We start from the raw sequence: 12,785 nt of genomic DNA, 5'->3' as shown, positions 1-12,785 counted from the left end.
CGACCTCGCTTCGCTTCTCCTCCTTCCCCTGGACCTTCCCGAGGGGGCGGAGCTCTACCTGGACCGGGGGTACGAGAGCCATCTGTACGAGGACCTCCTCCGGGAGGCCCAGGAGGTTGTTCCCATGGTCATCCGCAGGAGGAACAGCCGGCGGTATCTCCCTTGGATGCAGTACCTGGCCATCGTGGGGCGGAGGGTGGTGGAGACGGTGGGGAGCATGCTCCATCACCTCTTCCCCAGGCGCATCCACGCCGTGACCCAGGAGGGTTTCGTCATCAAAGTTCTCACCTTCGTCCTGGCCCATAACATCAGTCTCCTGACCCAGAAGATGGCTGGGTAGCAACTTGGGTTAGAATAGCCCCATGCGCGAGGCCTTCGCCCGGGTGTGGGAGAACCCCTACGTGCGGGTCCTCGTCTTCCTCGTCCTCTTCTACCTGGCCTATCGCCTCCTGGTCCGGGCCTGGCCCGCCTTGTCCATCCTGCTCACCGCCTTCGCCTTCGCCTACCTGGCCCACCCCGTGGTGCGCCTCCTGGAGGCCAGGCGGCTTCCCCGGGCCTTGGGGGTGGTCCTGGTCTACCTGGGCCTGGTCCTCTTCCTAGGCCTCGCCTCCTTCCTCACCGCCCAGACGGTCCTGGAGCTTTCCCAGCTCACCCGGGAGCTACCCCGCTTGCTGGAACCCCTCGTCTCCTGGCTCCTCTCCCTGCCCGAGCGGGTGCGGGCCGTGCCCATCCCCGAAGGCCTCCAGCCCGTCCTGGCCGAGGCCAGCCGGAACCTGGAGGGCCTTCTCCGGGGCTTCCTCGAGGCCCTGGTGCGCTGGCTCCAGGGGCTCCTTTCCCAAGGGGGAAACCTCCTCGGCTTCTTCACCTCCTTGCTTGGGGGCGTCCTCCAGCTCCTCACCGCCCTCACCCTTTCCGTCTACTTCCTCTACGACCTCCCCCGCCTGGGGCGGGCGGCCCTTTCCGCCTTCCCCGAGCCCTACCAGCCCCTGGTGGCCGAGCTTGCCGCCAAGCTGGACCGGAGCGTGGGCGGCTTCATCCGGGGCCAGCTCTTGGTGGCCTTTTTGGTGGGCCTTTTGGTGGGGACGGGGCTTTGGCTCGTGGGGGTGCCCCTGGCGGCGAGCCTGGGGTTTTTGGCCGGGGTCTTTAACCTCATCCCCTTCGTGGGGGTCATCGTCTCCGGGGTGCCCGCCCTCCTCCTCGCCGCCACCGGGGGCTGGCTTAAAGCCCTTCTCGCCCTTTTGGTCCTCTGGCTCGCCAACCAGCTCGAGGGGAACCTCTTCGGGCCCCTCATCGTGGGCCGGGCCACCAGGCTCCACCCGGTGACGGCCATCGCCGCCATCCTCCTGGGGGCCACCCTTTTTGGCCTCTGGGGGGCCCTTTTGGGCGTGCCCGCCGCCGCCTTCCTCAAGGTGCTCGTGGAGGACTACTACAAGGGAAGCCGCCTCTACCGCGAGGGCTGATCCGCTCGGCCGGGCCAGAAGCGAGGCCCTTTGGCCGGGGCCCCCGTGCGGGCTTGGGCCCGCACGGGGTGGCTCAGGGAAGCCGCTCCTCCCCCGCGGTGAGCTCCGCCAGCTCCAGCTTTTGGGGCAGGACCAGGTTCAGCACCACGCCCACCAGGGCGGCCAGGGCCATGCCGCTCACCTTGAGGGGCACCGCCGCCCCGGCCACCTGGACCGTGCCCAGCTGGGCCACGGCTCCGCCCAGGCCCAGGACCAGGATGGCCGAGACCACGATGAGGTTGCGGCTATGGGTGAAGTCAATCTCCGCCTCCGCCAGGGTGCGGATGCCGATGGAGGCGATCATGCCGAAAAGGAGCATGGAGATGCCGCCCAAGACCCCCTGGGGCAGGGTCTGGAGGAGGGCGGCGAGCTTGGGGGAGAAGGAAAGCAGTATGGCGAAGACCGCGGCGATGCGGAGGACCAGGGGGTCATAGACCTTGGTCACTGCCAGGACCCCGGTGTTCTCCGAGTAGGTGGTGTTGGCGGGGCCGCCTAAGAGCCCGGCGAGGCTCGTGGCGAGCCCGTCTCCGAGGAGGGTGCGGTGGAGGCCGGGCTTGACGAAGAAATCCTTCCCCACCACCCGGCCGTTGGTGAGGATGTCCCCGATGTGCTCCATCACCGTGACGAAGGCCACGGGGGCGATGAGGAGCACCGCCCCCCACTCTAAGGTGGCCGGGGTGAAGGCGGGCAGGCCGAACCAGGGGGCCTCCCGCACGGGGGAGAGGTCCACCCGGCCGAGGAGGAGGGCGAGGAGGTAGCCCGCCCCCACCCCCACGAGCACCGGGATCATCTGGAAAAGCCCCCGGAAGAAGACGGCGCTCGCCACGGCCCCCAGGAAGGTGAAGACGGCGAGGAGCCAGTCCTTGGCCGCCATCTGCACCGCCACCGGGGCCAGGGTGAGGCCGATGACCACGATCACGGGGCCCGTGACCACCGGGGGGAAGACCCGACGCACCCTTTCGGAGCCGATGAGGAGGACGAGGAGGGCGAAGAGGGCGTAGACGAGCCCCGCGGCCGCGATCCCGCCCCCGATGGCGGCTAGGGAGAAGCCCGCCTCCTTGGCCGCCAGGATGGGGGCGATGAAGGCGAAGCTGGAGCCCAGGAAGACGGGGACCATCCCCCCCGTGACCAGGTGGAAGACCAGGGTGCCTGCCCCGGCGGTGAAGAGGGCCACGGCCGGGTTGAGGCCGGTGAGGAGGGGGACCAGGACCGTGGCCCCGAACATGGCCACCGTGTGCTGGAGGCCCAGGATAAGGTGCCTTGGCGTCATACTGGGGAGATTGTATTCGGTCCTCCAGGCCCGGTAAACCCCCAGGAGCCTCTTGCCGGGGCTACCAGTGCCCCCCGGCGGCCAGGGCCTCGCGGAACCAGGCGGGCACCTCCTGGCCGAAGCGCCTCCTTGCGAACTCCCGGGCGAAGTCCCCGTAGCGCCCCTCGCGGATGGCCTCCCGGGCGGCCTCGGTGAGGCGGTGGAGGTGGCGCAGGTTGTGGAGGGAGAGGAGGATCCCCCCGAGCATCTCCCCGGCCCGCACCAGGTGGGCCAGGTAGGCGCGGCTAAAGGTCTTACAGGTGTAGCAGTCGCACCCCTCCTCCAGGGGGCGCTTGTCCTCGAGGAAGCGGGCGTTTTTCAGGTTGAGCCGCCCCTCCGGCACCAGGGCGCTCCCGAAGCGGCCCGTGCGGGTGGGGTAGACGCAGTCAAAGAGGTCCACCCCAAGCCCCATGGCCGCCACCAGGTCCTCGGGGTGGCCGACCCCCATGAGGTAGCGGGGGCGGTCCTCGGGGAGGAGGCGGGTGGAGAGCTCCACCATGGCGAACATGGCCTCCTTGGGCTCCCCCACGGCCAGGCCCCCGATGGCGTAGCCCGGGAGGTCAAACCGGATCGTCTCCAGGGTGGAGCGGCGCCTTAAATCTGGCTCCGTCCCCCCCTGGGCGATGCCGAAGAGGGCCTGGTCGGGCCGGGTCTTGGCCTTGAGGCTCCGCTCCAGCCAGCGGAGGGTGCGCTCCAGGGAGGCCTGAAGGTACTCCCGGGGGGAAGGGTAGGGGGGGCACTCGTCAAAGGCCATGATGAGGTCGGCCCCCAAGGCCTCCTGCACCGCGATGCTCCTTTCCGGGGTGAGCTTGATGAGGCGCCCGTCCAGGTGGCTTTGGAAAATCACCCCCTCCTCGTCAATGCGGCGCATGTGCCCGAGGCTCATCACCTGGAAGCCCCCGGAGTCCGTGAGCCAGGGGCCTTCCCACCCGGCGAAGCCGTGAAGCCCCCCGAGGGCCCTCACCCTTTCCGGGCCCGGGCGGAGGAGGAGGTGGTAGGTGTTGGCGAGGAGGACCTGGCTTCCGATGGCCTTCAGGTCCTTGGGCATGAGGCCCTTCACCGAGCCCGCCGTGCCCACGGGCATGAAGAGGGGGGTCTCCACCGCCCCGTGGGGGGTGGAAAGCCTCCCTGCGCGGGCCCTGCCCGCCCGGGCCTCCACCTGGAAGCGGAAGGGGTCCATCAGGCCTTGGGGGCGAAGCGGGCCTTGACGTAGTCCTCCACGAGCCTAAGGAACTCCTCGGCGATGCCCTCCCCCTTGAGGATGGTGAGGAGCTTGCCGTCGGCGTAGACCGGGGCCTTGGGCTCCTCCCCCGCCCCCGGGAGGGAGATGCCGATGTGGGCGTGCTTGCTCTCCCCGGGGCCGTTCACCACGCAGCCCATCACCGCCACCTTGAGCTCCTCCACCCCGGGGTAGCGGGCCCTCCACTCGGGAAGCCTCTCCTTGAGGCGGCGGGAGACCTCCTCGGCGAGCTCCTGGAAGAAGGTGCTGGTGGTGCGGCCACACCCGGGGCAGCTCGTCACCTCGGGGGCGAAGGCGCGAAGCCCCAGGGCCTGGAGGATCTCCTGGGCCACCTCCACCTCCTTGGTGCGGGGCTCCTTGGGGCCTGGGGTGAGGGAGACCCGGATGGTGTCCCCGATGCCCTCCAGGAGGAGGGGGGCCAAGGCGGCGGCCGAGGCCACGATCCCTTTCACCCCCATCCCCGCCTCGGTGAGGCCCAGGTGGAGGGGGGCTTGGGTGCGGCGGGCGAGCTCCCGGTAGACCCACACCAGGTCGCGCGCCTTGGAGACCTTGGCGGAGAGGACGAGCTTGTCCGGGCCAAGGCCCATCTCCAAGGCGGCCTCATAAGCGCGCACGGCGCTTTCCACCAGGGCCTCGAGGACCACCTCGTGGGCGCTTTTGGGCTCGGGGCGCTTGGCGTTTCGGTCCATGAGCTCGGTGAGGAGGGCGGGGTCTAGGCTTCCCCAGTTGGCCCCGATCCTCACGGGCTTTCCCAGGTCCGTGGCGATGCGGACCATCTCGGCGAAGTGCTCGTCCTTGTGCCGCCCCCGGCCCAGGGTGCCCGGGTTGATGCGGAACTTGTCCAGGGCCTCGGCCATCTTGGGGTACTTGCGCAGGAGGAGGTGGCCGTTGAAGTGGAAGTCCCCCACCAGGGGCACCTCCGCCCCCTCGGCGAGAAGCCTCCGCTTGATCTCGGGCACGGCCTTGGCCGCCTCCTCGTCGTTCACCGTGAGGCGGACGATCTCGCTTCCCGCCCGGTAGAGCTCCAGGACCTGGGCGGTGGTGGCCTCCACGTCCCGGGTGGGGGTGTTGGTCATGGACTGCACGGCGATGGGGTGGGCGCCCCCTATGGGGACCCGGCCCACATAGACCGTGGGGGTAGGTCGCCTCATCCCCTCCATGCTAGCCGAGGCCCGGTGGGTAAAAGGGGGGGCGGGCTACCCTTCCAGCTCCATCCCCATGATGTGGTAGCCCGCGTCCACGTAGACCACCTCCCCGGTGATGCCGCTCGCCAGGGGGGAGAGGAGAAAGAGGCCGAGGTTGCCCACCTCCTCCTGGGTCACGTTGCGCCTGAGGGGGGCGGTCTGGGCCACCCGGTCGTACATCTTGGTGAAGCCGGGGATGCTCCGCGCGGCCACGGTGCGCACGGGCCCCGCGGAGATGGCGTTCACCCTAACCCCCTTGGGCCCGAGTTCATAGGCCAGGTAGCGGACGCTGGCCTCGAGGGCCGCCTTGGCGACGGCCATGACGTTGTACTTGGGCACCACCTTCTCGCTGGCGTAGTAGGTGAGGGTGACGATCCCGCCGCCTTCCCTAAGGAGGGGCTCCGCCCTTTGGGCGGCGGCCACCAGGGAGTAGGCGGAGACCTCGAGGGCCAAAAGCCAGTCCTGGCGCCGCGTGTCCAGGTACCTCCCCTCCATGGCCTCCCGGGGGGCGAAGGCGATGGCGTGGACCAGGTAGTCTAGCCCCCCAAAGGCCTCCCTCACCCCGGCGAAGAGGGCGTCAAGCTCCGCGTCTTGGGTTACGTCCGCCTGGAAGAGGAGGGCCCCTCCCAGGGCCTCGGCGAGCTTTTCCGCCTCCGGGCGGAGCCTTTCCGCCTGGTAGCTTAGGGCCACCTCCGCCCCCGCCTGCTTGAGCTTCTCGGCGATGGCGAAGCCTAGGCTCCGCTGGTTGGTGACCCCCATGACCAGGGCCTTTTTGCCCGAAAGGTCCACGGTGAGCATGGGGGGATTATACCGAAGGCGAGGGGCCCAACACGAAAACGCCTTCCAAGGAGGCCGCCAGGGCAAGCCGTTCGTCCAGGGTCACCAGGGGCAAGGCTTCTGGGTCCCCCTCGGCCGCCACCAAGAGGGAGGCCAGCTGAAGAGCGTTCAGGGTTCTCAAGGGATGGGCCTGGAGGAGGCGGAGGGCCTCATCCCTCTTCACGCTCCTCCAGGAGGGCACGGAGGACGCTCTCCTTGGGGGTAGGAAGGGGAAGGCTTTCCAGGTTGGGCCTTCCCTTTCCCCGCCGGAGGAGGCCCTGGCGCTCAAGCCGAAGAAGCCCTGAAGGGCCCAGGGCCGGGCTGAGGCGGGCCACGGGCACCCCCCGGTCCAGGATGAGGACCTCCTCCCCCGCCTGCACCTGACGGAGAAGCTCGGAGAGGCGGTTTTTGGCCTCGCTCACCGAGACGGTCCGCATGTGTCCATTATAGCCAGGAGAAAAGGGCCTGTTAGGCTGGGCTACACTGAGGCATGGTCCGGTTAGAGGACTACGGCACTTGGGACGAGGCCCTTTGGCGGCTTGGGGAAAGCCGCGAGGCCCTCCTCGCCCTGCTTCGGGGGGCGGACCCCGCTTGGCTTTCCGCCCCCTTGCGGGAAGGGGCCTGGACCCCCCTCATGGTGGCGGAGCACGTGGCCTTGGTGGAGGACTCCACCGCCCGGGTCCTGAGGCGCTTGAGGCGCCTTGCGGCCGGGGAGAACCTGCCCCCCGTTCCCGTGAAGCCCGGGGAGTTCAAGGACGGCAAGCCCCAGGCCCCCGAGGGGGTGCGGCCCAAGGGGGGCCTTTCCCTGGAGGAGGTCCTGGCCCTTCTGGACAGGACCCGGGCCTTCCTCCTGGAAGAGGCGGGAAAGTCCGACCCCCAAAACCCCGCCACCTTTCCCCACCCCTTCTTCGGGGAGCTGAACCCCTTGGGCTGGCTTAGGGCCGCCGCCTACCACGAGGCCCACCACCTGAGGGCCCTTCAGGAGGCCTGGTCCTCCAGGTAGCGGGCGAGCCAGGCGTGGAGGCGCGCCGGGGATACCCCCCGGATGGCCTCCACCTTTCCGTTCCACTCCAGGACCACCCCGGCGGTGGGGCTTCCCACGAGCTCGGCGATCTTTCGGGCGGCTTCCGGGTCCTCCCGGGCGTTCACGAACTGGAAGGGGATGCCCTTCTGGGCCAGGAACATCTTCACGATCTCGCAGGGACCGCAGCCGGGGATGCCGTAGAGCCGCACCATACCCCTCTAGGGTAGCAAAACCCGGGCGCGAAGCCCGTACAATCCCGGATATGCGCCTGGCCGACCGCCACCCCGAGGTGGACCTGGAGCACCTGTTGGCGAGCTTCGCTCCCCCGCCCCGCTTCCTTGGGGCCACCTTCCAGACCTACCGCCCCGACCCCCGCTACCCCTCCCAGGCCCTGGTCAAGGAGCGCCTGCGAAGATGGGTCCACGACCGCCCCCGAGGGCTTTTACGTCCCCGGATGCCCGGGCCCCAGGGGATTTACCTGGACGGGGGCTTCGGGGTGGGGAAGACCCACCTCCTGGTGGCGGCCTACCTCGAGGCCCCTTCCCCAAAGGTCTTCCTCACCTTTGAGGAGCTCACCTACACCCTGGGGCTTTTGGGCCTTAGGGAGGGGGCGAGGCGGTTTTCCGGGCTCCGCTACCTCTTCCTGGACGAGTTTGAGTTGGACGACCCCGGGAACGCCCAGATGGCCACCCACTTCCTCGCCCTCACCATGGACCGGGGTCTGAGGGTGGCCACCACCTCCAACACCCCGCCCGGGGCTTTGGGGGAGGGGCGGTTCAACGCCGAGCAGTTCCGCCACCAGATCCAAGGCCTCGCCCGCCGCTTCGCCGTGGAGCGGATTGAGGGGGAGGACTTCCGCCACCGGGACCCGGACCGCTTCCCCAGGCCCCTCGCGGACGGGGCCCTCCTGGAAGCCTACCAAAAGGACCCCAGGCGGAAGAGCCTGGACGCCTTCCCCGAGCTCCTCGCCCACCTCCGCACCCTCCACCCCATCCGCTACCGCTACCTCTTCCAGGACCTGGATGTGGTCTATATAAGGGGCCTCGAGGCCATCCCCGACCAGAACGACGCCCTGCGCTTCGTCCACTTCGTGGACCAGCTCTACAACCTCGGCCTCGGCCTGGTGGCCTCGGGGGAGCCCCTGGAGCGCCTCTTCCTCGAGGGCTACCGCCACGGGGCCTTCGCCAAGAAGTACGGCCGGGCCCTTTCCCGCCTCGCCGAGCTTTTGGGGTAGCATGGGGGCATGGACCTAGCGGAAAGGCTTTCCGAACTGGCCCAGGCCCTCTCCCAGGCGAGCGCCGCCGTGGGGATCCTGGAGGCCATAGAAGAGGTTCTGGACGAGTACAAGGACGGGGAGCTCACCCTCAAGGAGGCCATGGAGGAGATCCAGGGGCTCGTGGAGGAGTTCCAGGCGGTGCGGGCCCTCTCCGAGATGTCCCCGGAGGAGCTCATGGCCCTGGCCGAGGAGGAGGAAGAGGACGAGGAGGGCCTTCGGTCTTGAAGGTGGTGGCCATCGTCTTGGACTCCGTGGGCCTGGGCTACCTGCCGGACGCCCCCCTTTTCGGCGACGAGGGGGCGGACACCCTGGACCACACCGTCTTGAAGACCGGGGTGGCCCTGCCGGGCTTCGCGGCCTTGGGCCTCGGGTGGGTCCAGGGGGTCCACACCCTGCCCCGGGTGGAGCCCCGGGGGGCCTTCGGCCGGATGAAGGAGGTGAACCCCGGGAAGGACACCACCACCGGGCACTGGGAGTTCGTGGGCATCCACCTGGAAAAGCCCTTCCGCACCTACCCCGAGGGCTTCCCCGAGGAGCTCCTCAGGGCCTGGGCGGAGAGGATCGGGGTCAAGGGGTGGCTTCTGAACAAGCCCTACTCCGGCACCGAGGCCATCCGGGACTACGGGGAGGCCCACCTCAAGACGGGCTACCCCATCGTCTACACCTCCGCCGACAGCGTCTTCCAGGTGGCGGCCCACGTGGACGTGGTGCCCCTGGAGGAGCTTTACCGGTGGTGCCAGGTGGCCCGGGAGATGCTCCTTGGGGAGCACCAGGTGGCCCGGGTCATCGCCCGGCCTTTCGCCGGGGAGCCCGGGGGGTTTTACCGGCTTGAGCACCTCCGGAAGGACTTCGCCCTGGAGCCCCCGAGGAACGTCTTGGACGTCCTAAAAGAGGGGGGCCTCGAGGTGGTGGGGGTGGGGAAGATCCCCGACATCTACGCGGGGCGGGGCTTCACCCGCACCGTGAAGACGAAGGACAACCAAGACGGTCTGGAGAAAACCCTGGCCCTTTTGGGGGAGGGCTTCCGGGGCCTCGTCTTCGTCAACCTCGTGGACTTTGACAGCAAGTACGGCCACCGCCGCGACCCCGAAGGGTACGGGCGGGCCCTTTTGGCGGTGGACGCCTTCTTGCCGAGGCTTCTCAGGGCCCTCGCCCCTGAGGACCACCTCTTCCTGGTCTCCGACCACGGCAACGACCCCACTTTCTTCGGCACCGACCACACCCGGGAGTACGGGATGCTCCTTTGGGTGGGGCCTGGGGTGGAAGGGGATCTGGGCACCCGCGAGACCTTCGCCGACCTCGGGGCCACCTGGGCGAGGCTCTTCGGCCTCCCTTGGGAGGGCCCCGGGACCAGCCTCCTCTAGGCCATGCCCTTCACCTGGCGCGACCTTCTGGACATCCTCCTGGTGGCGGTGCTCTTCTACTACCTCTACCGCCTCATCGCCGGCACCCGGGCCTTGAACCTGGTGCGGGGGGTGGTGGTCTACCTCCTGGTCTGGCTCGCCTCGAGCCTCCTGGGCCTCTCCACCCTTTCCTGGCTCCTCGGGAACGCCGCCACCTTGGGGGCCTTCGCCCTCATCGTGGTCTTCCAGCCCGAGCTCAGGGGGCTTTTGGAGCGCCTGGGCCGCGCCCAGGGGCCGAAGGCCCCCTCCTTGGTCCTGGAGGAGCTCCTTCTGGGCCTCGCCCGCCTCGCCGAGCGGCGCTACGGGGCCCTTTTGGCCCTGGAGAGGCGCACCCCCTTGGGGGAGTACGCCGCCACGGGGGAGGTGCTGGATGCCCGGCTTTCCGCCCGCCTCCTGGTGACCCTCTTCTACCCCGGCACCCCCCTGCACGACGGGGGGGCCATCCTCCGGGGGGACAGGCTCTTCGCCGCGGGGTGTGTCTTCCCCCTCTCCGAGGCCCAGATGGGCCTGGGCACCCGGCACCGGGCGGCGCTGGGGCTTTCCGAGGTCTCCGATGCCCTGGTGATCGTGGTGAGCGAGGAGACGGGGGCCATCCGGCTGGCGGAGGGGGGGAGGCTCTCCCCGCCCCTTTCCCTCGAGGCCCTGCGGGAGCGGCTCAAGGGGGTGGTCCATGCGTGACTGGCCGGCCTGGCTCCTCTCCCTGCTTGCGGCCTTGGCCGTGTGGTACTCCCTGCGGGAAAGGGCCCCCGTGGTGGAGCGGGCCCTGAGCGTCCCCCTGCAGGTGGTGGGCCTGGGTGAGGGGGTGGCGGAGGGGGTGCCCAAGGAGGTCTTCCTCCGGGTCCGGGGGCCCGCGCCCTTGGTGGAGGGGCGGAACCTCTTGGCCTCCGCCTACCTGGACCTTTCCGGGGTGGAGGGGCCCTTCTCCCGGGAGGTGCAGGTCTCCGTGCCCCAGGGGGTGACGGTGCTGGAGGTGCGCCCGGCCCGGGTGGAGGGGAGGGTGGAGGCCCTCCTCACCCGCACCCTGCCCGTGGAGGTCCACGCCCAGGGGGCCTGGGTGCGCACCGAGCCCGACCGGGTGGAGGCCAGGGGCCCCAGGAGCCAGGTGGAGGTGGCGGTGGCCGCCTTAGGGCTGGACCTGGGGGCCGGGGAGGTGGCCCTCACCGCCTTCGGGCCGCAAGGCCCCCTTCCCGGGGTGGCCCTTTCCCCCTCGAGGGTGCGGGTGGTGGCCCGGGAGGCCGTCCTTTTCCGGAAGGAGGTGGCCTTGGTGGTGAAGCCCCCTCCCGGCCTCGAGGTGCTGGAGTACACCCCCAAGACCCTGGAGGTGGTGGGCCCGAGGGAGGCCCTGGAGGGCCTGGAGGCGGTGGAGGCCAGGCCCCAAGGGGGCTTCCGCCCCGGGGAGGTGGCGGGCCCCTGGGTTCTGGACCTCCCCCAGGGGGTGCGCCCCATCGGCCAGGTTTTGGGAAGGGCGCGGTTTGCGCTAAAATAGACCGGATGATCTACCCCATCCGCCTTTACGGCGACCCGGTGCTCCGCAAAAGGGCCCGCCCGGTGGAGGACTTTTCCGGGCTGAAGCGGCTCGCCGAGGACATGCTGGAGACCATGTTTGAGGCCCGGGGGGTGGGCCTCGCCGCCCCCCAGATCGGCCTTTCCCAAAGGCTCTTCGTGGCGGTGGAGTACGCCGACGAGCCCGAGGGGGAGGAAAGGCCCCTCCGGGACCTAGTGCGCCGGGTCTACGTGGTGGCGAACCCCGTGATCACCCACCGGGAGGGCCTCGTGGAGGGCACGGAGGGGTGCCTTTCCCTGCCCGGCCTCTACTCCGAGGAGGTGCCCCGGGCGGAGCGGATCCGGGTGGCCTACCAGGACGAGGAGGGGACTCCCCGCACCCTGGAGCTGGAAGGCTACCTGGCCCGGGTCTTCCAGCACGAGATGGACCACCTGGACGGGATCCTCTTCTTTGAGCGCCTGCCGAAGCCCAAGCGGGAGGCCTTCCTGGAAGAGCACCGCTCTGACCTCGCCCGCTTCCAGAAGGAGGCCCGGGCCCTCCTCAAGGAGCTCGCCCAGGGATGAGGGTGGCCTTCTTCGGCACGCCCCTTTGGGCGGTGCCCGTTCTGGAGGCCCTCGCCCGCCACCACCAGGTGGTGCTGGTGGTGACCCAGCCCGACAAGCCCCAGGGAAGGGGCCTAAAGCCCGCCCCAAGCCCCGTGGCCCGTTACGCCGAGACCCACGGCCTTCCCGTGCTCAAGCCCAGTAGGCTCAAGGGGAACCGGGAGTTTCTGGAGGCCTTCAAGGAGGCCGCCCCGGAGGTGGCCGTCACCGCCGCCTACGGCAAGGTCCTGCCCAGGGAGGTTCTGGAGGTCCCCCCCCACGGCTTCCTCAACCTCCACCCTTCCCTCCTCCCCAAGTACCGGGGGCCCGCCCCCGTGCAGTGGGCCCTCATCCGCGGGGAGGAGGAGACCGGGGTCTCCATCATGAAGACGGAGGAGGGCCTGGACACCGGGCCCATCTACGCCCAGTGGCGCACGAAGATCGCCCCCGAGGAAGACGCCGTGGCCCTCTCCGAGAGGCTTCGCGACAAGGGGGTGGAGCTTCTCCTCGAGGTCCTGGAAGACCTCCCCCACCTCACCCCCACCCCTCAGGAGGGGGAGGCCTCCTACGCCCCCCTCCTCACCAAGGAGGAGGGAAGGGTGCGCTTTGGGGAGAGCGCCCAGGCCATCTTCAACCGCCACCGGGGCGTCCAGCCCTGGCCCGGAAGCCACTTCCTTCACGGGGATAGGAGGGTGAAGGTCCTCAGGATGCGCCCCGAGCCCGGGGAGGGGCTTCCCGGGATGGTGCAGGCGGTGGACCGGGAGGGGGTCGTGGTGGGCACGGGGGAGGGGCTCATCCGCCTCTTAGAGGTGCAACCCGAGGGTAAGCGCCCCATGCCCGCCGCCGACTGGGCCCGGGGGTACGGGGTGCGCCCGGGAACCAAGCTGGACTGAACCCCCCTGAGCGTGTCTTTTTGGGGCCCCCGCCGAGGCGGAAGCCTCGGCGGGGT

The 12,785-nt window shown here is 69.7% G+C and carries 16 protein-coding genes and 1 pseudogene; 10 read left to right on the top strand and 7 right to left on the bottom strand.

Translation table 11 applies throughout. The features are described 5' to 3' along the window. Together BLP62_RS01715 and BLP62_RS01710 are read left to right on the top strand one after the other, a co-directional pair. A pseudogene (locus BLP62_RS01715) lies at positions 1-340 on the top strand (IS982 family transposase); the annotation flags it as partial. Positions 341-362: 22 nt separating this feature from the next. Then, positions 363-1,460, top strand: a complete 1,098-nt coding sequence (locus BLP62_RS01710) for an AI-2E family transporter (RefSeq protein WP_093005237.1) — start codon at positions 363-365, stop codon at positions 1,458-1,460. A 73-nt stretch (positions 1,461-1,533) separates the two neighbouring features. Here BLP62_RS01710 and BLP62_RS01705 read toward each other — a convergent pair whose 3' ends face one another. The 6 genes from BLP62_RS01705 to BLP62_RS01680 all read right to left on the bottom strand — a co-directional run bounded on the left by BLP62_RS01705 (position 1,534) and on the right by BLP62_RS01680 (position 6,485). Then, complete coding sequence (locus tag BLP62_RS01705; protein ID WP_093005235.1) at positions 1,534-2,769, bottom strand: uracil-xanthine permease family protein; 1,236 nt, start codon at positions 2,767-2,769, stop codon at positions 1,534-1,536. A gap of 61 nt (positions 2,770-2,830) precedes the next feature. Continuing rightward, complete coding sequence (gene tgt, locus BLP62_RS01700; protein WP_093005233.1) at positions 2,831-3,988, bottom strand: tRNA guanosine(34) transglycosylase Tgt; 1,158 nt, start codon at positions 3,986-3,988, stop codon at positions 2,831-2,833. Then, positions 3,988-5,208, bottom strand: coding sequence for a flavodoxin-dependent (E)-4-hydroxy-3-methylbut-2-enyl-diphosphate synthase (ispG, locus tag BLP62_RS01695; RefSeq protein WP_093005231.1), 1,221 nt, complete (start codon positions 5,206-5,208; stop codon positions 3,988-3,990). The genes tgt and ispG overlap by 1 nt, the downstream gene beginning before the upstream one ends. Before the next feature lie 36 nt (positions 5,209-5,244). Next, entirely contained in the window at positions 5,245-6,030 is a 786-nt protein-coding gene (locus BLP62_RS01690; protein WP_093005229.1) for an enoyl-ACP reductase FabI, read from the bottom strand. Between the two features lie 7 nt (positions 6,031-6,037). After that, positions 6,038-6,232 (bottom strand): PIN domain-containing protein, encoded by a 195-nt coding sequence (locus tag BLP62_RS01685; RefSeq protein WP_176758115.1) that lies wholly within the window; start codon positions 6,230-6,232, stop codon positions 6,038-6,040. Further along, positions 6,219-6,485, bottom strand: a complete 267-nt coding sequence (locus BLP62_RS01680; protein WP_093005227.1) for a type II toxin-antitoxin system Phd/YefM family antitoxin — start codon at positions 6,483-6,485, stop codon at positions 6,219-6,221. The genes BLP62_RS01685 and BLP62_RS01680 overlap by 14 nt, the downstream gene beginning before the upstream one ends. 53 nt (positions 6,486-6,538) lie before the next feature. Between BLP62_RS01680 and BLP62_RS01675 the strand changes: the two genes are divergently transcribed. Continuing rightward, the gene (locus BLP62_RS01675) at positions 6,539-7,051 is read left to right on the top strand and encodes a DinB family protein (protein ID WP_093005225.1); all 513 of its coding nucleotides are present in this window, start codon (positions 6,539-6,541) and stop codon (positions 7,049-7,051) included. Here BLP62_RS01675 and BLP62_RS01670 read toward each other — a convergent pair. Then, the gene (locus BLP62_RS01670) at positions 7,027-7,284 is read right to left on the bottom strand and encodes a glutaredoxin family protein (protein ID WP_093005223.1); all 258 of its coding nucleotides are present in this window, start codon (positions 7,282-7,284) and stop codon (positions 7,027-7,029) included. The genes BLP62_RS01675 and BLP62_RS01670 overlap by 25 nt on opposite strands. Before the next feature lie 50 nt (positions 7,285-7,334). On the opposite strand from BLP62_RS01670, the gene zapE reads away from it, so the two are divergent. Genes zapE through fmt form a run of 7 tightly spaced genes read left to right on the top strand, consistent with a single transcriptional unit; the run spans position 7,335 to position 12,729 of the window. Then, positions 7,335-8,306, top strand: a complete 972-nt coding sequence (gene zapE, locus BLP62_RS01665) for an AFG1/ZapE family ATPase (protein WP_093005221.1) — start codon at positions 7,335-7,337, stop codon at positions 8,304-8,306. Positions 8,307-8,315: 9 nt separating this feature from the next. Next, on the top strand, positions 8,316-8,573 hold the full coding sequence (locus tag BLP62_RS01660; RefSeq protein ID WP_093005219.1) for a hypothetical protein: 258 nt from the start codon (positions 8,316-8,318) through the stop codon (positions 8,571-8,573). Continuing rightward, positions 8,570-9,712 (top strand): phosphopentomutase, encoded by a 1,143-nt coding sequence (locus BLP62_RS01655; protein ID WP_093005217.1) that lies wholly within the window; start codon positions 8,570-8,572, stop codon positions 9,710-9,712. The genes BLP62_RS01660 and BLP62_RS01655 overlap by 4 nt, the downstream gene beginning before the upstream one ends. A 3-nt stretch (positions 9,713-9,715) precedes the next feature. Next, on the top strand, positions 9,716-10,429 hold the full coding sequence (gene cdaA, locus BLP62_RS01650; RefSeq protein ID WP_093005215.1) for a diadenylate cyclase CdaA: 714 nt from the start codon (positions 9,716-9,718) through the stop codon (positions 10,427-10,429). Next, complete coding sequence (locus BLP62_RS01645) at positions 10,422-11,237, top strand: CdaR family protein (RefSeq protein ID WP_093005213.1); 816 nt, start codon at positions 10,422-10,424, stop codon at positions 11,235-11,237. Before cdaA ends, BLP62_RS01645 begins: the two co-directional genes overlap by 8 nt. Positions 11,238-11,242: 5 nt before the next feature. Further along, complete coding sequence (gene def / locus BLP62_RS01640; RefSeq protein WP_218121474.1) at positions 11,243-11,818, top strand: peptide deformylase; 576 nt, start codon at positions 11,243-11,245, stop codon at positions 11,816-11,818. After that, entirely contained in the window at positions 11,815-12,729 is a 915-nt protein-coding gene (fmt, locus tag BLP62_RS01635; protein ID WP_093005209.1) for a methionyl-tRNA formyltransferase, read from the top strand. Before def ends, fmt begins: the two co-directional genes overlap by 4 nt. Positions 12,730-12,785: the final 56 nt, after the last annotated feature.

Source organism: Thermus arciformis (genome assembly GCF_900102145.1).
GTDB classification, from domain to species: domain Bacteria; phylum Deinococcota; class Deinococci; order Deinococcales; family Thermaceae; genus Thermus; species Thermus arciformis.
The sequence above is the reverse complement of the archived record's forward strand: the minus strand, read 5'-3'. Positions and strand labels throughout refer to the sequence as shown.

Coding starts and splice junctions, on each gene's coding strand:
- fmt (WP_093005209.1), top strand. CDS start 11,815: ATGAGGGTGGCCTTCTTCGGCACGCCCCTTTGGGCGGTGCCCGTTCTG.
- BLP62_RS01660 (WP_093005219.1), top strand. CDS start 8,316: ATGGACCTAGCGGAAAGGCTTTCCGAACTGGCCCAGGCCCTCTCCCAG.
- BLP62_RS01690 (WP_093005229.1), bottom strand. CDS start 6,030: ATGCTCACCGTGGACCTTTCGGGCAAAAAGGCCCTGGTCATGGGGGTC.
- tgt (WP_093005233.1), bottom strand. CDS start 3,988: ATGGACCCCTTCCGCTTCCAGGTGGAGGCCCGGGCGGGCAGGGCCCGC.
- BLP62_RS01680 (WP_093005227.1), bottom strand. CDS start 6,485: ATGCGGACCGTCTCGGTGAGCGAGGCCAAAAACCGCCTCTCCGAGCTT.
- cdaA (WP_093005215.1), top strand. CDS start 9,716: ATGCCCTTCACCTGGCGCGACCTTCTGGACATCCTCCTGGTGGCGGTG.
- BLP62_RS01675 (WP_093005225.1), top strand. CDS start 6,539: ATGGTCCGGTTAGAGGACTACGGCACTTGGGACGAGGCCCTTTGGCGG.
- BLP62_RS01670 (WP_093005223.1), bottom strand. CDS start 7,284: ATGGTGCGGCTCTACGGCATCCCCGGCTGCGGTCCCTGCGAGATCGTG.
- def (WP_218121474.1), top strand. CDS start 11,243: ATGATCTACCCCATCCGCCTTTACGGCGACCCGGTGCTCCGCAAAAGG.
- BLP62_RS01710 (WP_093005237.1), top strand. CDS start 363: ATGCGCGAGGCCTTCGCCCGGGTGTGGGAGAACCCCTACGTGCGGGTC.
- ispG (WP_093005231.1), bottom strand. CDS start 5,208: ATGGAGGGGATGAGGCGACCTACCCCCACGGTCTATGTGGGCCGGGTC.
- zapE (WP_093005221.1), top strand. CDS start 7,335: ATGCGCCTGGCCGACCGCCACCCCGAGGTGGACCTGGAGCACCTGTTG.
- BLP62_RS01705 (WP_093005235.1), bottom strand. CDS start 2,769: ATGACGCCAAGGCACCTTATCCTGGGCCTCCAGCACACGGTGGCCATG.
- BLP62_RS01645 (WP_093005213.1), top strand. CDS start 10,422: ATGCGTGACTGGCCGGCCTGGCTCCTCTCCCTGCTTGCGGCCTTGGCC.